The organism is Thaumasiovibrio subtropicus, from assembly GCF_019703835.1.
Classification (GTDB): Bacteria; Pseudomonadota; Gammaproteobacteria; order Enterobacterales; family Vibrionaceae; genus Thaumasiovibrio; species Thaumasiovibrio subtropicus.
In genome coordinates, this window is the sequence record NZ_AP023054.1 from 1,060,457 (window position 1) to 1,078,309 (window position 17,853).

At 46.1% G+C, this 17,853-nt stretch carries 18 protein-coding genes; 10 read left to right on the forward strand and 8 right to left on the reverse strand.

Features of this window, described 5'->3' with window-relative positions; all coding sequences use genetic code 11:
- Window positions 1–312: 312 nt before the first annotated feature.
- The 5 genes from rsmS to dinG are packed head-to-tail and all read right to left on the reverse strand — an operon-like array spanning window position 313 to window position 4,885.
- Complete coding sequence (rsmS, locus tag TSUB_RS05050; RefSeq protein WP_087021796.1) at window positions 313–480, reverse strand: pleiotropic regulatory protein RsmS; 168 nt, start codon at window positions 478–480, stop codon at window positions 313–315.
- Between the two features lie 42 nt (window positions 481–522).
- Complete coding sequence (locus tag TSUB_RS05055) at window positions 523–1,449, reverse strand: histone deacetylase family protein (RefSeq protein ID WP_087021793.1); 927 nt, start codon at window positions 1,447–1,449, stop codon at window positions 523–525.
- Window positions 1,442–1,987, reverse strand: a complete 546-nt coding sequence (locus TSUB_RS05060; RefSeq protein WP_087021790.1) for a primosomal replication protein — start codon at window positions 1,985–1,987, stop codon at window positions 1,442–1,444. Before TSUB_RS05060 ends, TSUB_RS05055 begins: the two co-directional genes overlap by 8 nt.
- Window positions 1,988–1,995: 8 nt before the next feature.
- Window positions 1,996–2,769 (reverse strand): sulfite exporter TauE/SafE family protein, encoded by a 774-nt coding sequence (locus TSUB_RS05065; RefSeq protein ID WP_087021788.1) that lies wholly within the window; start codon window positions 2,767–2,769, stop codon window positions 1,996–1,998.
- A 40-nt stretch (window positions 2,770–2,809) separates the two neighbouring features.
- Window positions 2,810–4,885 carry an ATP-dependent DNA helicase DinG gene (gene dinG / locus TSUB_RS05070; protein ID WP_087021817.1) on the reverse strand — a complete coding sequence of 692 codons (2,076 nt, stop codon included), beginning with the start codon at window positions 4,883–4,885 and terminating at the stop codon, window positions 2,810–2,812.
- Between the two features lie 545 nt (window positions 4,886–5,430).
- On the opposite strand from dinG, the gene TSUB_RS05075 reads away from it, so the two are divergent.
- Both TSUB_RS05075 and TSUB_RS05080 read left to right on the forward strand, forming a co-directional pair.
- Window positions 5,431–6,429: a porin gene (locus tag TSUB_RS05075; protein WP_087021784.1), complete on the forward strand. Its 999-nt coding sequence runs from the start codon at window positions 5,431–5,433 to the stop codon at window positions 6,427–6,429.
- An 81-nt stretch (window positions 6,430–6,510) separates the two neighbouring features.
- Window positions 6,511–7,140, forward strand: a complete 630-nt coding sequence (locus TSUB_RS05080; protein ID WP_087021781.1) for a YccT family protein — start codon at window positions 6,511–6,513, stop codon at window positions 7,138–7,140.
- 95 nt (window positions 7,141–7,235) lie between these two features.
- Here the strand turns inward: TSUB_RS05080 and TSUB_RS05085 are convergent, their stop codons facing one another.
- Window positions 7,236–7,589: a TraR/DksA C4-type zinc finger protein gene (locus TSUB_RS05085; RefSeq protein ID WP_087021777.1), complete on the reverse strand. Its 354-nt coding sequence runs from the start codon at window positions 7,587–7,589 to the stop codon at window positions 7,236–7,238.
- Window positions 7,590–7,916: 327 nt separating this feature from the next.
- Here TSUB_RS05085 and TSUB_RS05090 point away from each other — a divergent pair, with 327 nt between their 5' ends.
- The 5 genes from TSUB_RS05090 to recR all read left to right on the forward strand — a co-directional run bounded on the left by TSUB_RS05090 (window position 7,917) and on the right by recR (window position 12,361).
- Window positions 7,917–8,309 carry a YbaN family protein gene (locus TSUB_RS05090; protein WP_246616405.1) on the forward strand — a complete coding sequence of 131 codons (393 nt, stop codon included), beginning with the start codon at window positions 7,917–7,919 and terminating at the stop codon, window positions 8,307–8,309.
- Window positions 8,310–8,398: 89 nt separating this feature from the next.
- Window positions 8,399–8,944 (forward strand): adenine phosphoribosyltransferase, encoded by a 546-nt coding sequence (gene apt, locus TSUB_RS05095; protein WP_087021771.1) that lies wholly within the window; start codon window positions 8,399–8,401, stop codon window positions 8,942–8,944.
- Between the two features lie 261 nt (window positions 8,945–9,205).
- The gene (dnaX, locus tag TSUB_RS05100; protein ID WP_087021768.1) at window positions 9,206–11,395 is read left to right on the forward strand and encodes a DNA polymerase III subunit gamma/tau; all 2,190 of its coding nucleotides are present in this window, start codon (window positions 9,206–9,208) and stop codon (window positions 11,393–11,395) included.
- 34 nt (window positions 11,396–11,429) lie between these two features.
- The gene (locus tag TSUB_RS05105; RefSeq protein ID WP_087021765.1) at window positions 11,430–11,759 is read left to right on the forward strand and encodes a YbaB/EbfC family nucleoid-associated protein; all 330 of its coding nucleotides are present in this window, start codon (window positions 11,430–11,432) and stop codon (window positions 11,757–11,759) included.
- A gap of 2 nt (window positions 11,760–11,761) precedes the next feature.
- Window positions 11,762–12,361 carry a recombination mediator RecR gene (gene recR, locus TSUB_RS05110; protein WP_087021762.1) on the forward strand — a complete coding sequence of 200 codons (600 nt, stop codon included), beginning with the start codon at window positions 11,762–11,764 and terminating at the stop codon, window positions 12,359–12,361.
- Window positions 12,362–12,402: 41 nt separating this feature from the next.
- On the opposite strand, the gene TSUB_RS05115 is transcribed toward recR, so the two are convergent.
- Both TSUB_RS05115 and TSUB_RS05120 read right to left on the reverse strand, forming a co-directional pair.
- Complete coding sequence (locus TSUB_RS05115; protein WP_087021759.1) at window positions 12,403–12,951, reverse strand: regulatory protein ToxS; 549 nt, start codon at window positions 12,949–12,951, stop codon at window positions 12,403–12,405.
- On the reverse strand, window positions 12,948–13,775 hold the full coding sequence (locus TSUB_RS05120) for a winged helix-turn-helix domain-containing protein (protein ID WP_087021756.1): 828 nt from the start codon (window positions 13,773–13,775) through the stop codon (window positions 12,948–12,950). The genes TSUB_RS05115 and TSUB_RS05120 overlap by 4 nt, the downstream gene beginning before the upstream one ends.
- Before the next feature lie 208 nt (window positions 13,776–13,983).
- On the opposite strand from TSUB_RS05120, the gene htpG reads away from it, so the two are divergent.
- From htpG to hemH, 3 genes are all read left to right on the forward strand, one after another.
- Entirely contained in the window at window positions 13,984–15,891 is a 1,908-nt protein-coding gene (gene htpG / locus TSUB_RS05125; RefSeq protein ID WP_192867848.1) for a molecular chaperone HtpG, read from the forward strand.
- 134 nt (window positions 15,892–16,025) lie between these two features.
- Entirely contained in the window at window positions 16,026–16,670 is a 645-nt protein-coding gene (gene adk / locus TSUB_RS05130; protein ID WP_087021748.1) for an adenylate kinase, read from the forward strand.
- A 102-nt stretch (window positions 16,671–16,772) separates the two neighbouring features.
- A complete protein-coding gene (hemH, locus tag TSUB_RS05135; RefSeq protein ID WP_087021744.1) occupies window positions 16,773–17,738 on the forward strand; it encodes a ferrochelatase in 966 nt (321 codons plus the stop codon).
- Window positions 17,739–17,853: the final 115 nt, after the last annotated feature.

Consider the following 17,853-nt stretch of genomic DNA (forward strand, 5'->3'; position numbering starts at 1 on the left):
TTGCATCTGAATTGAACGCTTTGATTAAAAACAATATAAAACATGGTGTTAGAGGCATAAAACGTATCAATAACCGCATTAAGCTCACAAAATTTGCCACAAAAAGTAATCGATTGCAGGGAGGGTTTGCTGTTACATCGAAACTTAGTGGATTGGCGCTAGCGAGGGAGTGATAACTTAGTTAACATCAGCAGCATTCTCCAAGTTAGCTTCTCAGATTTTGTAAGGATGCCGCAATGAAATACTACAATGCCCTCATGGTACTCACCGCAATTATGTTTACTGGCGCTTTAGTGATTCGCTAAACGAAGGTTATTCGTTGTCAACCCTCTCTGTTTTGCCACACTTTCGTTCTAAGTCATCTTTGACAATCTCGATGGCTCTTAATGCGGTTTCAGGATCAATTTCATTGGTTTCTAATAGATAGATGAGGTCGACAGCGAGTTTGATCTCTGCGGGAGCTTGGTCCAGTGATGACATGTTTAATTCCTTTCTCTAAGTCTGCGTCAAGCTAACAGATTTTTATTGGCTTTGATACCAAAGTTGTTTTGCAGCACATAAGAGTTGCTGATGCAGTGGAACTAGCGCGCTTTGCTCTGTGCGATAACCACCACCGATTACTGCTGCGACTGGAATCTCTCTTCGTAGGCATTCAGCCAAAATAAAATGATCTCGCTGGTAAAGCCCCTTGGTTGAAATGTCGCAATATCCCAGTTCGTCATCAATATGAATGTCGACACCCGCATCATAGATAACAAGGTCGGGTTGGTGTTGCTCTAACCAGAGTGGGATGAATTGATGCAGCAACTGTAGATATTCATGATCTGAAGTATGTTTATCCAACGGTAAGTCGTAGCTTGAGGACGGTTTGCGGGCGGGATAGTTTTTCTCGCAGTGTGCTGACACCGTGATAATTTTGTCAGTGTTATCGGTGATTGTGGCGGTGCCGTCCCCATGATGAACATCGAGATCAATGATCATCACCTTCTCAATCTTCTCTTCATTGAGCGCGAGGTTTGCTGCGATAGCGAGGTCGTTAATTAAGCAAAATCCGCTACCAAAATCGTGATGCGCATGATGATAGCCGCCGCTAAGGTGAATCGCTAATCCGTGCGCCAGTGCTTGCTTAACGGTTTCCCATGTCCCCCCAGCCGAGGTCAAGGTGCGTTCAATGAGTTGCTGACTCCAAGGAAATCCAATTCTACGCATTTTAGATGCGGGGAGCTTGCCGCTAAACAGAGCCTCAATATAGTGTTCGCAGTGGAGTTGTGTGACCTGTGCTGTAGTTAGAGGCTCAGGCTCAATGATGGTGAGCCCGTCTTGCAAATATTCGTGTTGAGCCAGTGATTCAAACAGCAATCGATATTTTTGAATGGGATAACGGTGGTTCTCAGGCAGTGCGAGTGAGGAGTAAACCGGGTGATAGATGCAAGTGAGAGGTTTATTCATAGCGCTCTTGGTAATGGATCTGTTTCTCGAGTTTTAACTTTGCGGCACGGCAACGCTCTAGCCGCCCTTCGACGGCAAGTAATGCCTGCTGCTCTTGTGCGACGGCTATGGCGGGGGCATGTTCAACATCTTGTTGCTTCGATTTACACATCTGCAATAAACGGCGTTCCCATTCTAAGTGCTGCGCCAGATCTTGGCGTAATGTGACCAGCGATTTGTGGAAACGAGGTTTCATTCTTGGTTCGACAGCACGAAGTTTGGTGGTTGCTATTTCACGCTGCAAACCATGGATTTGCAGGGCGAGATGATCACATAAGTATCCCAACCTAACGGGATCTGGGGCATCAGATGTCAGGCACTTTTCTACCAAGCTGAGTTGATATTGTGCTTGTTCAACACAAGGGCCAAGCAACTTGGGATGTCCAGAAAAAAGTTGCTCGTCAAAGAGTGGCTTGTGGCTCTCACCGCGTTGGCTGTCGAGTGCTATCGCTTGCTGACGTAAATCACTAAGGTGTTGGTGAAAGCGCTGAATATTCATTGTTTTTCCTACAACCAGGCATCAATAGCGAGTTTCACGGCTAGGACCATAACCATGGTAATGAATACCGGACGAATAAATTTAGCACCAAAACGTATCGCAGAGTGAGCGCCAATCCAAGCACCAGCCATCAAACAGATTCCCATCGTGAGTCCAATCGCCCAGTTAACGTGCCCAAGTAATGCAAAGGTGACGAAAGAGGTTATGTTACTCGTAAAGTTCATCGCTTTAGATAGTCCAGATGAGATAAGTATATCCATCCTATATAGAGCCATCGTTGAAACTGTCCAGAAAGCACCTGTACCGGGACCAGCGACACCATCATAAAACCCAAGTGTGACACCTTGACTGATTTGCTTTTTGGTTAACGCGCTGTTTTTCTCAGGTAGCTGGTGGCTGTTTCCTTTGGGTTGAGGGTGCCAAAGCGTATAGAGAGCCACTGCTAAGATAATCAATGGCAGTGCCTTCTCCAACCAAACCGTACTAATGATATCGACAAAAAGGGTACCTGCAATGGCTCCGAAAAGGGTCGCGACAAATGAAAGTATCCAGAACTTGGGGGTAAAAAGCTTTTTTCGATAGTAAGTAAATGCAGCGGTGCTGGAGGCAAAACTCGCTGCGAGCTTGTTTGTACCAAGTGCAACATGCGGTGGTAAACCTATCCAAAGGAGAGCAGGAATGGTTAACATGCCACCACCGCCGGCGACGGCATCGATAAAACCAGCAGTGAAGGCCACAGTTGCCAATATCGCAATGACACTCGGGTCAAACAGATCAATCATAGTTTCTTCTATTTATATAGGTACGATTATGGAATTGTTGCTATTTCTCTATCACCCGAGTAAATGGGGGAAGGGCATCAAGGAGCGCTTTTCCATAGCGTTTTGTGATGATACGTCGATCAAGGATGACAACTCTACCAGAATCATGCTCCTTACGCAGTAATCGACCAACAGATTGAATCAGCTTCTTACTGGCTTCTGGTACGGTAATTTGAAGAAAAGGATTTCCCCCCTTAGATTCAATGTACTCAGCGTGCGCGGCTTCAATCGGCGAGGTGGGCACGGCAAAGGGGATTTTTGTGACAATCACGTTTTCTAATAGCTTACCTGGTAGATCGAGACCTTCGGAAAAGCTGCCGGTGCCAAAAAGAATACTGGTTTTACCTTTGGCAATGGCGTTGCGATGTTTTTCTAGTAGGCTTTGACGTGACTCACTTCCTTGAACTAATAACAGCCACCCGCGTTGGATGCAGGTTTTCTCTATTGCTTGGGCAACTTGATTCATCTGCCAGTAAGACGCGAAAAGTACAAGGCTGGCCGTTTCGCCTTCAAGGTATTCCAGCACCTTCTCCTCTAGTTCTTGGGTAAAACCTTGGTCTTGTGGAAGGTAACGCATGTTTGGAATAACAAGGCGCCCTTGCTCTGTGTAGTTAAACGGAGAAGATAAAGCCAGATATTGAGAGCCGTCATTTTCAGCGAGACCGACTTGGCGACAGAAAAACGTGAATTGGTTGAGTGCGCGAAGGGTCGCAGAGGTGAGTACTGCGCCACAAGCGCGGCTCCAGAGCATGCTGTCGAGTCGGTATCCCACTTCGAGTGGTGAGACCTCGACAATATAGTCGTTATCCTTTTCTTTGTTCCTTGATAGCCAGCGCGCAAGCGGTGCGCCTTTGTCTTTGTTGGGTTGGGCCATCAATCCCCAGACCTTCTCGAGATTCTCTAGTCGTTGCAGAAAAAAACCAGATTCAGCGAGAGCAGGGTCTGCAAGCCGAGGCGCGATCTCATTGGTTTTTATGCGCTCTGAAATAAGATCATGAATTTTACCTAAACTCTGTAGCGCTTTTTTACTGCTTTCCGCCATTGCCTTGGCAGACAGAGACAACCACTCAGGTAACTCACCGTGTTCGAAGCGGTATGTTTCATCATCAGCAAAAACGGCGGGGTCGACTTGCTTAGCAATATCTCTAAGCTCAGGGATGAGAAACTGGCATTGGTCTTGGAGTTGATTCAAAAAGCGGCCGCTTTGCTTTATATCTGCGACGTTTGCGATCTTACTCGCTTGTTGATTGAGGTTTTCTAGCCAGCTAGCGGCACCCATTAAACTGGCTGCGCCTGCAGAAAAATCGCGTGCGACCTGCGGAAGATGGTGCGCTTCGTCGATGAGGTAAAAGGTCGACTCTGGTTCAGGGAGTATAACGCCACCACCCAGCTCAACATCTGCCATGAGTAGGGCATGGTTAGCAATGATGACATCCGCGGTTTCTAAACCGTCCCGAGCTTTGGCAAATGGGCAGTGACGATGCAATGGCAAGCCGGCATGACAGCTATGTTTGTCCGCCATGATGTGTTGCCAAAGCTGATCAGGGATATGAGTAGGCCAGCTATCTCTGTCACCATCCCATTTCTGATTTTTTAGTGCGGAAAATAAGCGCTTAACCAGTTCTACATCGGCCCTTTTAGGCTTTTGCTCCCATAATGCGATTTGGTGGCTGTTATCGGGCTCCGCAAATGCGATGAGCTTTTCACTGCAGCAATAGCGTTGCCTGCCTTTCGCCAGTTGAACAGTGACCTCTTTTTCGTAGATACGCTGGAGTAAAGGTAAGTCTTTGTGGAGTAATTGCTCTTGAAGTGCCACGGTGGCCGTAGAGATGACTACTTTTCGGTTACTGGCCATCGCCAACGGGATGGCACCGATCAAATAGGATAAAGATTTGCCAATCCCAGTGCCTGCTTCAGCCACCAAGATGCGTCTTTTTTTATCGTAACTACCGCCCAGTGTTTTAGCGATCTCTGCAACGAGGTAATTTTGAGCACGGCGAGGGATAAAATTGTCCAACTGCGCTTGTAAATTTTGATAACAGTGCCGGATGGCATCTTGGACAGGTTTATTCAGCATAAGTTTCTGGATTTGGTCGAGGAGGCGGGAGTATATCACAGATCGAATATGAGGTGGCTCGGATGCCAAATGTGATTTTGAGCCAATTATTTCGATCTTTTGTGACCACTTTGTGACTTTAATCACAAAAAAAGATTGAACCTTACAAATAAATCTTGGTTTGATAATTGAGGATTAGATTATTGACTGTTTATATTTGTATTGTTGGTTATATGTTCTAATTTGTTGGGTACTTATTGTATTTATATAGTTTATTAATCTGTTTTTTCTTATTGATATTGGTCAGTGATTTATCACACAGAAACAGTGTATTACATTCTTGTTTCATTTATTTTTAGTGATAAGTGTTTGATTTAAGTTGCCTTATTTGATTTTTTTGTGTTTTTTTTTGATGATTTGACACTAATTATGATCTCTTGCACGATAAGTCTCGCAATTTAAGACGCTTTTTGATGACTGCTTCAATTAAAGAAAAGCGGCGTCAAAGAGAAATGATAAGGAAATCCGAAAGGATTCCACCATAAAAGAAAAGGCAGTGGACTATCATGAAAAAAACTATCCTAGCTCTGGCTGTGCCAGCACTACTAGCGGCAGGTTCTGCAACTGCAGGCATCAACTTATATGACGACAAAGGCGTAACTGTTGACCTATCTGGTGCTGCTGAAGTTCAGTACTACAAAGGTGTTAAGAAAGATGCTGAAGATCAAATCCGTCTAGACGATGGCGACCTGAAATTCGACATCAATGTACAAGCAACTGACAGCCTAGCGGCAGTTGGTGGTATCGGGTTTAAGTTTGAAGATACTTACGATAACAATGCAACCGTTAAGAATGACGAACTTTTCATCGGTCTAGCGGGTAACTTCGGTACTGTCACTTTCGGTCGTCAACTACTCATCAACGATGACCTTGGTAACACAAAAGACATCGAGTTCGGCGGTGACGAGCTAGGTTTCGAAGTGGCGCAAAGCTCACAAGCTATTAAGTATGTATTCGATAACGGGCAGTTCTATGCAGGCGTTTCAGCGTCTATCAAAGAAGATGGCAAAAAAGGTACTCCTGATGCTACCGCTCCTAATGGACAAGATGTAAACGGTGAAGAAGTTCAAGCTTTTGACGGTCGCCTAGGTGCACGTTTTGGCGACTTAGATGCACGCGTTTACTTCTACAACGGTGAGCACACTACTGGCAAAGACATCGACGAGACTGGTTTTAACTTTGAAGTTGACTACGTATTCGGCGATTGGAGCTTTGCTGCTTCTTACGGTAATCGTGAGCTAGATGCGAAAGCGGGTGGTAAGTCAGATTTCGATCAAATCGCAATTTCTGCTGACTACACCATGGATAAGACTACTTTTGCGGGTGGTTACACAGTTATCCAACCTAGCACAGATAACTCTGATGCAAGCTCAATCTACTTCAACGTAACTCAGAAGCTTCACAAAAACGTGAAAGCGTACGGTGAGATCGCGTTCCTAGACAGCGATGTTAAAGACGCGCTAGACGACGTAGCATACGTTGTTGGTATGGAAGTGAAGTTCTAATTGAACTGCTTCTAAAAAAGCCGCCTTTGGGCGGCTTTTTTGATCAGGTAAGATTTTTTAGGTTCAACAAAAGGAGCACGAATGAAAAAGTTGCTTATTGCTGCGGCAGTGATGTTCACCACTTCAGTGAGCGCTGCGACGTTAAAGCTAGACGAAAACATTAAGTTTTTGGTGGTTAATGGCCAAGAGAAAGAGAGTTCTTCTCTTGAGCGTTTCGAGTTTCAAGAGATGCCTGAGGGCGAAAATCAAATTGTGATTCGTTTTGATGGCGAAGTGAAAAGTGGTAGCCGAGACGAGGTTTTCACGTCTAAGCCCTATATTTTTAATCTAGATCTAAATGGTCAAAATGCGACGATTTCAGTGCCGAAACGTATTCGTACTAAGTCTCAAGCGCAAGCATTTTTCCGTAATCCTGAATGGGTAATTACCTACGCCAATGGTTCATCCAAAACACTGTCGATGTCAGAGTTAAGAGGTGAAGGGTTTGGTGCTTACAACGACCCTGTTGCCTTGGTCGCCAAATATAACCAGCAGAACGGCATCATTATTGACGACAGTAAAGTACTTGACCTAAAAGATGATGTTGTAAAAGTGAATGAGTCCGGTGAAGCAGAGCTGACAGGGGACGCAGTGGCACAGCTAAAACTTTGGTACACAAAGGCGTCAGCAGAAGAAAAAGTTGAATTCAAAGTTTGGTTAGCACAGCAGTAAAGTGTGACGGTGATCCGGTTTTTAAAATATTTGAAAACCGGACAGTGGCCCCAATAGGCGTGTTCGCTCACTGATCCATTAGGGCATCAGAGTTGCTATTGAGACAGCTTTCGCTGGCGGCACTCGAAGCAGCGAGGCTCAGCAGGGTCTATCTCTAAATCATAGATAGCGATTGCCTCTTCACAGTCCGTGCATGTCCCATACATACCTATTTTGTCTGCACAGAGCGCTGCGTCGAGCTTTTCTACACGTTTTGCCATATCTCTGGTGACGATATGCAGGCTGCCTTCTCCAAGCTTAATGAGCTGCTCAGTGTCACACGCTCGAAGGTGCTCAGGGCTATAGTCAGACTCTTCCGTGAGCTTCTCAATGAGCTTAAGACTCAAGTCATCGAACTCATTTTCAATCCGTTGCAATAACTGGTCGTGTTTCGCAACTAGCGTATTCATCGGCTACCTTTATGTAAAACAACATGAATTCAGTCTAAATACTTAATGAAAACTGAATCTGATTTGTATCAATTATTATCGAGTTAGCCACGGATATTTAATTTGTGCAGTGGACGTAGGGGGTTTGTCCCTAGTTTTTGTTGGTGTTTGGCTTTGGTAAACTAAACTATCATTTCACCGGAAGCAGTGAAATGAGATCAACATAATGAGCAATGACTATAAAGATCCTTATAACTTTTTTTACTTTCTTGGCTTGTTGGTGGTGTTGGCGGTCCCAACATTACCTGCCACAATTATGTGGAGCCGAATACTGACAGGATAACGAAATTGTCTAAACCGATATGGTGCTTTTTCGGTGCCGTTGCATTGATCTTAGGCATAGTGGGTATCGTTTTGCCGCTATTGCCAACCACCCCATTTATATTGCTTTCCTGTGCGTGTTTTTCGCGAGGCTCAGAGCGTCTTCATCATTGGTTGATTTCTCATCCCCGCTTTGGGCCAGTGATTGTGAATTGGCAAGAGCACCGTTCGTTAAGCCCAGTTGTGAAAAAACGTGCGCTTGTGATGATAGTGTTGAGCTTTGCTTTTAGTATCTACATGATGCCCCTACCTGCAGTGAAGAGTGCGGTAGGTGTGATGGGGGTTGTACTTTTCATCTGGATATACCGTCTTCCTGAGCGCGAGGCGATTGCCCCTTATGAAGAAAGTGGTAAAATATAGCGTTTGATTAAAACAAAGAGATAGCGAGAAGCTATCTCTTATTTTTTGTGGATAGCATTGTCCATATTCGCTGCAGCCAGGTATGTAAAATGAACCAAGAACAGCTTACTTTGATCGCCGATAGCATCAAATCTATTCCTGATTACCCAAAGCCAGGTATTTTATTCCGAGATGTCACTAGCTTGATGGAAAAACCTCAAGCTTATAAAGCCACCATCGATATCCTTGTCGAGAAGTACCGTGATCAGGGTATTACGAAAATAGTGGGTACAGAAGCGCGAGGTTTCCTGTTCGGTGCACCACTGGCCCTTGCGCTAGGTGTTGGCTTCATTCCAGTTCGTAAGCCTGGTAAGCTACCACGTGAAGTTATCGCCCAATCCTATGAGCTTGAATACGGCACCGATACTCTAGAGTTGCATGTCGATGCGATTGCATCTGGTGATAAAGTACTCTTGGTTGATGATCTATTGGCGACAGGCGGTACTATAGAGGCGACCGCAAAGTTGGTTCGTCAGCTTGGTGGTGAAGTGACTGACGCCGCATTTGTCATCAACTTGCCTGACATCGGTGGTGAAGATCGCCTTAAGGCAATGGATCTGAATGTCTTTTCAATCTGTGATTTTCCGGGGCACTAACAGCCTTTGTATACTCTATCCAATTCAAGGCGCTTGTTCAGCGAGCGTTTCTCGATTTGCTAGCTTGCTTTTGAATCCTGCATCTTGAGCTGGTTTGAGTACATTTGTGTTGACTCGTGAAATCAAAGAACAGAAATCAGACTTCTTTGCGATGCGGGTCCTATCGCATGCTATTACTGAGAGTTGTTTCACCTTCTCGCACCGACTCTCTTCTTTGTGATAGCATGCAGTCTTCCTAAGAACTTCTCTAGGTTGAGTTTCATGAGTTATCAGGTTTTAGCACGAAAGTGGCGTCCGCACCGATTCGAAGATGTTGTCGGGCAAGCACATGTGTTAACCGCCATTTCAAATGGTCTGGCACAAGATCGTCTTCATCACGCCTACTTATTTAGCGGTACCCGCGGTGTAGGTAAAACCACCATTGCACGTATCTTTGCGAAAGGACTAAATTGTGAGCAGGGTGTCACTGCTACTCCGTGTGGTAAATGTAATACCTGTCGAGAGATCGATGAGGGGCGTTTTGTTGATCTGTTAGAAATCGATGCAGCGTCGCGTACCAAAGTCGAAGATACACGAGAGCTGCTTGATAATGTCCAATACAAGCCAGCCAGAGGCCGTTACAAAGTCTATCTAATCGATGAAGTGCATATGTTGTCGCGACACAGCTTCAATGCACTGCTCAAGACGTTAGAAGAGCCGCCTGAGTATGTGAAGTTCCTGTTAGCGACAACTGATCCTCAGAAATTACCTGTGACAATTTTGTCGCGTTGTTTACAGTTCCACTTGAAACACCTTGATAGTCAGCTGATCCAAGATCAGTTGGCTTACGTGTTGGAACAAGAAAATTGCACCTATGAGAGTAGAGCTTTACAGCTTATCGCCCGAGCAGCACAAGGCAGTATGCGAGATGCGCTAAGTTTAACTGACCAATCGATAGCGATGGGTGGCGGCGAAGTCGTTACCGAGCAAGTTAGCCAAATGTTGGGCACCTTAGAAGGTGATCATGCGGTCAAGTTGCTGGAAGTGTTTATTCAACACGATGTGAACTTATTACTGAATACTGTGGCTGAGCTAGCGAACGCAGGTGTTGAGTGGGACGCACTTTTTGTGCAACTTGCGGAAGCATTACATAAAGTGGCCATGGCGCAACTTGTTGCCGAGTCGATAGATCAAGACGATCCAGATAAAGCCCGTATACTTTCTCTGGCTGCTTCGCTGTCGCCACAGGATATCCAGCTTTATTATCAGATGGTAATACAAGGACGCCGTGATCTCGCCTTGGCACCGCAGGGGCGTGTTGCCGTAGAGATGGTTCTGTTGCGCATGTTAGCCTTCCGTCCTGTTGCTGCATCACCGCTATCGGCGCAGTCGATACAGGTGCCTACTAGCGCGCCTCAGCAACCTGTCCCTGCTATCTCATCGCCAATACCTGTTGCAAAAGAAGGGTTGCAGCATGCTAAGCAGCAGTTGGCTACGCAACGCGAGCAGCCTTCGCAACACGCTATGCCAGTGGCTGGCCAAGACGCGCCGACGGTGGCTATATCAAATCCTGCAACAGAGGCGATGGAATATCCATCACAGCCTATTGACGTTGGTGAGCCGAGCACGCAAATTGCTGAACAGCAAGCACAGCAAGCACAGCAAGCACAGCAAGCACAGCAAGCACAGCAAGCACAGCAAGCACAGCAAGCACAGCAAGCACAGCAAGCACAAAGTTCAACGGCAAGTAGTATATTGGCGGCAAGAAACACGTTGCGAAGTCGCCGAGGAGCTGCTGATACAAAAAAGAGTGAACCTGCTGTTCCCGCAGCAGGTCCCTCAGCTCGTGCGCCGCGACAGCAGCCTGAGTCAGCAGTAAGCCGTTTAGCGCGGCGTCATCAGGTTCCTGCTGCAACACCAGAATCGGTGTTACCTGGGCAGCCCACCTTGGAGCCGTTACCTGTCGCCGATGATGCTTATCGCTGGCAGGCGACACAGGTTGAAGATAATGTGATACCTGATGTGACCCCACGAGAGGTTAAAACGGCGTTAGAGCATGAAAAAACGCCAGAAATGTTGGCCTTGTTAGCAGAAGAAACCGCTAAGCGCGATGAGTGGTCTCGTATAGCTCAGTCATTGGATGTCGGTCGAATGGTACAACAGCTGGCGTTAAATGCGGCGCTTGATCGACAAAATGAACAAGTGACCCTTTATTTACGCCCATCTCAGACCCATTTAGATACAGAGAAGGCGAGAGAGCAACTGGCAGATGCGCTTCAGGCGCATTGGGGAAGTCTTACATTGACGGTTCAAGTGAGCGAAGAAGGTGTGACACCTTTAGAGCAACGTGAGCAACTTTATTTAAAAAAATTGAGTCACGCGCGAATGAGTTTGCGTGGTGACGAAAATGTCTTATTTTTACAGCAGCGGTTTGGCGCTATCTTAGATGATGAAAGCGTTAGACCTATCTAATTGAATAATAGATTGAAGCAAAGAGAGAACAGCTATGTTTGGTAAAGGTGGAATGGGCAACATGATGAAGCAGGCGCAAGTGATGCAAGAGCGCATGCAGAAGATGCAAGAAGAGATTGCCAATATGGAAGTAACTGGCGAATCTGGTGCTGGCCTCGTCAAAATTACCGTAACCGGTAGCCATAGTGTTCGTCGTGTTGATATCGATGAATCATTGATGGAAGACGACAAAGATATGCTAGAAGACTTGATTGCCGCAGCGTTTAACGACGCAGCACGTCGTGTTGAAGAAGCACAGAAAGAGAAGATGGCATCTGTGACAGGTGGCATGAACCTTCCAGCTGGCTTTAAGATGCCGTTCTAAACATGCAAACTAGCCCACTACTTGAGCAGCTTATGGATGCATTGAAATGCTTGCCAGGCGTTGGCCCCAAGTCAGCGCAGCGCATGGCTTTTCATTTACTGCAGCGCAATCGTCGAGGTGGTGCGGTGCTCGCTGACACGTTGCAAAAGGCGATGACTGAGATAGGGCATTGCCGCGATTGTCGCACTTTCACTGAACAAGACGTGTGTGGTATTTGCGCTAATCCGCGTCGACAAGAAAGCGGTCAACTTTGTGTTGTTGAAAGTCCGGCTGATATTGTGGCCATTGAATCAACGGGCCAGTTCTCTGGGCGCTATTTTGTTTTGATGGGCCATTTGTCGCCGCTCGATGGTATCGGGCCGTCAGATATCGGTCTTGATGTCTTGCAGCGCCGTTTAGAAGAGGAAACGTTGTCAGAGGTTATTTTGGCGACGAACCCGACTGTAGAAGGCGAAGCAACGGCCCAATACATCGCTGAGCTATGTCAGCACTTTGATGTTCAAGCGAGTCGAATCGCGCATGGCGTGCCAATGGGTGGAGAATTGGAACTCGTCGATGGAACAACGCTGTCCCATGCCTTAGCCGGACGGCAAAAATTCTAAAAAAACCGCCAGTTGGCGGTTTTTTTATGTGTCGCAGGCGCTTATTGGGCGACTAAGATACTTGAGCCATTGTTGAGGCTAGTCAGTAAAATACTTTTGTTATTCAACACATCGAGTTTACGACTCTGTTTACTATCGATGATGTAATAGTGGCGAATGTAATCGAGCTCCTCTGGGTTGAGCAAACCATTGTTGCCACTGACCACATCAGAGATGTCGGTAATCTCTGTTTGCAAATACTTACCACTGACTTGCCAGTTACCCGTTTCCGAAATGTGCAACTGGAGTACGTTTTCACTGTCATCGCTCTCAAGGGTGAGATGGGTAAAGCGAGAGAACGTCTTGTTCGGTAGAAAGATCACCTGGCTGGTGCTCTCTAGACGTTGCAGATTCTGCAAATTGGATGAGTGTGTCTGCTCTCGAGGTTCAATTTCACTCACGCTGACGCTCTGCCACTTATGAGCGCTTAGCATTTGCTCAATCTTAATATCACTTGCCGTGTAATACCAAAGGCTCCCTAAACAGACCATGAAAAGCAAGCCTAAGCTCCACCACTGCTTTATTGCGCTGGATTTTTGATTCGTTCTCATTGGCAAAGCTCCGAATTGTCTTTTTCTTTCGGTAGCAGTCGGATCGTCATGTTCTCGATGCTGTGAAGCGGTTTATGGATGTAATTGAGAAATATCTGATTGTTACGTCCATCAGTGACGATCACTTTTTCCGGGCGCAACTCATCGGGATGGTGGGTTGCGTAATTGGTAACACATTGCGTGATCAAGGCTTCCCATTGATCGAAATCAGGGTGACTACTCGGTTGGATAACAGGAATCCCTTCTACGACGAACATCTCATCAAATGAAGACGATGTGGTCGGTGATGTTTTAAACGCGAAGATTGGAATGAGTACCGACATGATCACCACCAACAGGTTCATCCAGAAAAACTGAGTACGTCCTCCTGTTGCTGCAGGCTTCAGTGTCTCATCCAAATCAGCGGTCAATGGCACAGGCGTCTCAGTAGATGGCAGGACATTGAGTGGAATTGATACCTCATCAAGTGCTTCTGGCGCTTGATAGGGTTCGATATCCGCAATGATTTGATAGCCACGTTTTGGCACTGTTTTAATAAACTCAGGCGATTTTGTCGAATCCTTCAAGGCTTTTCTGAGCGTAGAAATCGCTTGGGTGATGCTGGAGTCATCAACTTCAAAGCCTTGTTGTCGCCAGACAAAGTTGTGAAGGTGCTGGCGGGTGATCACCGCACCTGGCTCTTCAGCCAAGAGTTGCAGTGCACGGCTTTCATTGGTGCCGAGTCGGATAAGTTCGTTGTCTTCAAGTTGGTCGATAAGACTGTTGTCCGCCGGATCGAACAGAAAACGTTTGCCAATAAGAAGTTTGTCAACCTTAGATGTCATTGATTTCTCAAAGTTGTGTTTGTATTACATGCAGAGACGAAGCGGTATTAATAGCGGCAAGTATAAAGAAACTCGACCTGAAAGTGTAATCTGTGTCGCCTATTGAGCTGTTGATTTTAATAAAGAACGACATTTTAGGTTGAAAACGGCGTCTTTGACCATATGTAAATCAACGAAACGATAAATAACCCCTGAATTTGAGGTCCAAATGAGTGATAACACAATGGCGAATGGAAATAAGGAAACTCGTGGCTTTCAGTCTGAAGTGAAGCAGCTTCTCCATTTGATGATTCATTCTCTCTATTCAAATAAAGAGATTTTTCTACGCGAACTGATTTCAAACGCGTCTGATGCTGCTGATAAGCTGCGTTTTAAAGCGTTATCGGATACATCGCTATATGGTGACGATGCGGATCTCGGCGTGAAGCTGTCATTTGATAAAGACGCGAAAACCCTGACTATTAGTGACAATGGTATCGGGATGACCCGTGAAGAGGTGGTTGAGCACCTAGGTACAATTGCAAAATCGGGTACTGCAGATTTCTTTAGTAAGCTTTCAGACGATCAAACCAAAGACTCACAGTTGATCGGTCAATTTGGTGTTGGTTTCTATTCCGCATTCATTGTTGCAGATAGCGTCACTGTGCAAACGCGTGCTGCGACTGCAAGCGCTGATGAGGCGGTACAGTGGCACTCTGCGGGTGAAGGCGATTACACCGTTGAAACCATAGAGAAGGCGGCACGTGGTACGGACATCATCCTTCATCTACGTGAAGAAGAGGAAGAGTTTTTAAATGACTACCGCTTGCGCGAGATTATTGGCAAATACTCGGATCACATTGGTATCCCAGTTGCTATTTACACCACGGAAGTCGATGAAGAAGGCAACCCAGGTGAGAGTAAATGGGAGCAAATTAACAAGGCGCAGGCGCTGTGGACACGTAACAAATCTGATATTAGCGAAGACGAATACAAAGAGTTCTACAAACATATTGCCCACGACTTTGCTGACCCGCTGCTTTGGAGTCATAACCGCGTAGAAGGTAAACAAGATTACACTAGCTTGTTATATGTGCCGACCAAAGCCCCTTGGGACATGTACAATCGTGACCAAAAGCATGGTCTAAAACTCTATGTTCAACGCGTATTCATTATGGATGATGCTGACCAGTTCATGCCGGGCTATTTGCGCTTTATGCGCGGTCTGATTGATTCCAATGATCTACCATTGAATGTTTCTCGTGAGATTCTACAAGATACAAAGGTAACGCAATCACTTCGCAATGCATTGACTAAGCGTGCGTTGACGATGCTAGAACGTCTTGGCAACAATGATGAAGAGAAATATCAATCGTTCTGGAATGAGTTTGGCCAAGTATTGAAAGAAGGTCCTGCTGAAGACTTTGCAAATAAAGAAAAAATTGCCAAGTTACTGCGTTTCTCTTCCACTAACAGCGACAGTGCAAGCCAAACTGTGGCGTTGACGGCGTACCTTGAGCGCATGAAAGAAGGTCAAGATAAGATCTACTACCTCACCGCTGATAGCTACCAAGCTGCGAAGAACAGCCCGCACCTCGAGCAGTTCCGAGCTAAAGGTATCGAAGTGATCCTGATGTATGATCGTGTTGATGAGTGGTTGATGAACTACTTGAATGAGTTCGACGGTAAGGCATTCCAGTCAATTACTAAGGCGAACTTAGATCTCAGCCAGTTTGAAGACGAACAAGAAAAAGAAGAGCAGAAAGAGAAGGAAGAAGCGTTCACTTCTGTACTTGAGCGCTTGAGTACTTACTTCGGTGAGCGAGTAAAAGAAGTACGTACAACCTTTAAACTTTCTGAAACCCCTGCGGTGGTCGTCACGGATGAATTTGCGATGGGAACACAGATGGCGAAGTTGCTAGCAGCAGCAGGTCAAGACGCGCCTGAAGTGCAGTATATTCTTGAAGTGAACCCAGAGCATGCGTTAGTGACCATGATGGCGGATGAAGCGGATGAGGAGCAATTTGGACGCTGGGCTGAGTGGCTGCTAGGGCAAGCAATGCTAGCAGAGCGTGGCACAATGGAAGACCCTAGCCAGTTCCTTTCTGCCATCAACAAACTGTTGACTAAGGTATAATCGACAAGCACTTATTGTTTGCTACGATAAGGTCTGACAACAAGCCCGGTAAACAGCCGGGCTTGATAGCTATGCTTAATCAGTGTATTTTGCTGGCTTTTGAGAAACTCCAACTTTTATTAAAGGGGATTACAATGCGCATCATTCTTCTGGGCGCTCCAGGTGCAGGTAAAGGAACTCAAGCACAATTCATCATGGAGAAATTTGGTATTCCACAAATTTCTACTGGCGATATGCTTCGTGCAGCAATCAAAGCTGGCACAGAACTAGGCAAGCAAGCGAAAGCAGTTATCGATGCGGGTCAACTTGTTTCAGATGACATTATTCTTGGTCTAGTTAAAGAGCGTATTGCGCAAGATGATTGTGCGAAAGGCTTCCTGCTGGATGGTTTCCCGCGCACGATTCCTCAAGCTGATGGTCTGAAAGAGATCGGTGTAGAGGTTGATTACGTATTAGAGTTTGATGTAGCTGACGATGTAATCGTAGAGCGTATGGCAGGACGTCGTGCTCACCTTGCCTCTGGTCGTACTTACCATGTTGTATTCAATCCGCCTAAAGTTGAAGGCAAAGATGATGTAACAGGTGAAGACTTAGTGGTTCGTGATGATGACAAAGAAGAGACTGTTCGCGCGCGTCTTGGTGTTTATCACGAGCAAACTGCACCGCTAATCGCTTACTACAACAAAGAAGCTGATGCAGGCGCAACGAAGTATCTGAAGTTTGACGGTACTAAGCAAGTGACTGAAGTAAGCGCTGAGATTGAAAAAGCACTTGCATAAATAGTGCTAATCGATTGAAACTACGAGGGCTAATCTTAGATTAGCCCTTTTTTTGTTTGAAACTTACAGACATAGCAACTGTTTTCGGGGAATGAAAAGCATATGACGGACAAAGTAGGCGTTCTGTTAATTAACCTAGGTACACCAGATGCACCCACGGCCAAAGCAGTCAAAGCGTTTCTTGCCGAGTTCTTACACGATAAACGTGTCGTTGATTTGACTCGATTCATTTGGTGTCCGGTGCTACACGGCATTGTACTCCCTTTCCGTTCGCCGAAAGTCGCCAAGCTCTATCAGAGTATTTGGATGGAAGAAGGTTCGCCCTTGATGGTCTACTCAAAGCGTCAGCGAGACAAATTGGCGCAGAGTACTGGGTTACCAGTTGCACTAGGCATGACATATGGTAATCCCTCTATTGATAGCGGGCTTGCCGAGCTAGAAACTCAGGGCTGCAATAAGGTTTTAGTGCTGCCCCTTTACCCACAGTACTCAGCAACGACTACGGCGGCGGGTTTTGATAAGTTAGCCAAAGTACTCAAAACGCGTTCGGCGTTGCCAGAACTGCGCACAGTGAACCGATACTATCAACATCCCGGCTACGCGAAAGCCTTGGCGGAATCGGTACAGCGCTTTTGGGCAAAAGAGGGTGAAAGCGAGTACCTACTTTGCTCTTATCATGGGATTCCGCAGCGATATGCAGACAATGGTGACCCGTATCCACAAGATTGTCAGGCGTCAACAGCCTTACTGAATCAGCATTTGCAGTTGCCAGAAGCGCGTTTTGGCATGAGCTATCAATCTATCTTTGGACGAGAAGAGTGGATAAAGCCGTACACCGAAGCGACGATCATTGCCCTTGCAGAAAAAGGGGTGAAAACGTTGGATGTCATCACACCGGCCTTCGCCTCTGATTGTTTGGAAACATTAGAAGAGATTGCAGAGCAGTGCCAAGAGGCCTTTATTGAGGCGGGTGGTGAGCGACTTCGACTTGTCCCTTGTTTGAACGATGACGAGGCGCACATTCAGCTGCTGAGTGATGTGATTGCAGAGGCAACGCAGAACTGGTAATTACCCGAGAGCCATTCGGGGTATGGAAAAAAGCAATAATTTGTTCAGGGAATGGTTGGTTGTTCTATATTGTGTGGTAGAATCCCGTCGTTTTTTTGCCATCAACAACGAAAAC

What these genes read in the sequence shown, in the direction of transcription:
- adk (WP_087021748.1), top strand. Translation starts at nt 16,026, where the DNA reads ATGCGCATCATTCTTCTGGGCGCTCCAGGTGCAGGTAAAGGAACTCAA.
- recR (WP_087021762.1), top strand. Translation starts at nt 11,762, where the DNA reads ATGCAAACTAGCCCACTACTTGAGCAGCTTATGGATGCATTGAAATGC.
- TSUB_RS05080 (WP_087021781.1), top strand. Translation starts at nt 6,511, where the DNA reads ATGAAAAAGTTGCTTATTGCTGCGGCAGTGATGTTCACCACTTCAGTG.
- dinG (WP_087021817.1), bottom strand. Translation starts at nt 4,885, where the DNA reads ATGCTGAATAAACCTGTCCAAGATGCCATCCGGCACTGTTATCAAAAT.
- apt (WP_087021771.1), top strand. Translation starts at nt 8,399, where the DNA reads ATGAACCAAGAACAGCTTACTTTGATCGCCGATAGCATCAAATCTATT.
- TSUB_RS05105 (WP_087021765.1), top strand. Translation starts at nt 11,430, where the DNA reads ATGTTTGGTAAAGGTGGAATGGGCAACATGATGAAGCAGGCGCAAGTG.
- rsmS (WP_087021796.1), bottom strand. Translation starts at nt 480, where the DNA reads ATGTCATCACTGGACCAAGCTCCCGCAGAGATCAAACTCGCTGTCGAC.
- hemH (WP_087021744.1), top strand. Translation starts at nt 16,773, where the DNA reads ATGACGGACAAAGTAGGCGTTCTGTTAATTAACCTAGGTACACCAGAT.
- dnaX (WP_087021768.1), top strand. Translation starts at nt 9,206, where the DNA reads ATGAGTTATCAGGTTTTAGCACGAAAGTGGCGTCCGCACCGATTCGAA.
- TSUB_RS05075 (WP_087021784.1), top strand. Translation starts at nt 5,431, where the DNA reads ATGAAAAAAACTATCCTAGCTCTGGCTGTGCCAGCACTACTAGCGGCA.
- htpG (WP_192867848.1), top strand. Translation starts at nt 13,984, where the DNA reads ATGAGTGATAACACAATGGCGAATGGAAATAAGGAAACTCGTGGCTTT.
- TSUB_RS05060 (WP_087021790.1), bottom strand. Translation starts at nt 1,987, where the DNA reads ATGAATATTCAGCGCTTTCACCAACACCTTAGTGATTTACGTCAGCAA.
- TSUB_RS05065 (WP_087021788.1), bottom strand. Translation starts at nt 2,769, where the DNA reads ATGATTGATCTGTTTGACCCGAGTGTCATTGCGATATTGGCAACTGTG.
- TSUB_RS05055 (WP_087021793.1), bottom strand. Translation starts at nt 1,449, where the DNA reads ATGAATAAACCTCTCACTTGCATCTATCACCCGGTTTACTCCTCACTC.
- TSUB_RS05085 (WP_087021777.1), bottom strand. Translation starts at nt 7,589, where the DNA reads ATGAATACGCTAGTTGCGAAACACGACCAGTTATTGCAACGGATTGAA.
- TSUB_RS05115 (WP_087021759.1), bottom strand. Translation starts at nt 12,951, where the DNA reads ATGAGAACGAATCAAAAATCCAGCGCAATAAAGCAGTGGTGGAGCTTA.
- TSUB_RS05120 (WP_087021756.1), bottom strand. Translation starts at nt 13,775, where the DNA reads ATGACATCTAAGGTTGACAAACTTCTTATTGGCAAACGTTTTCTGTTC.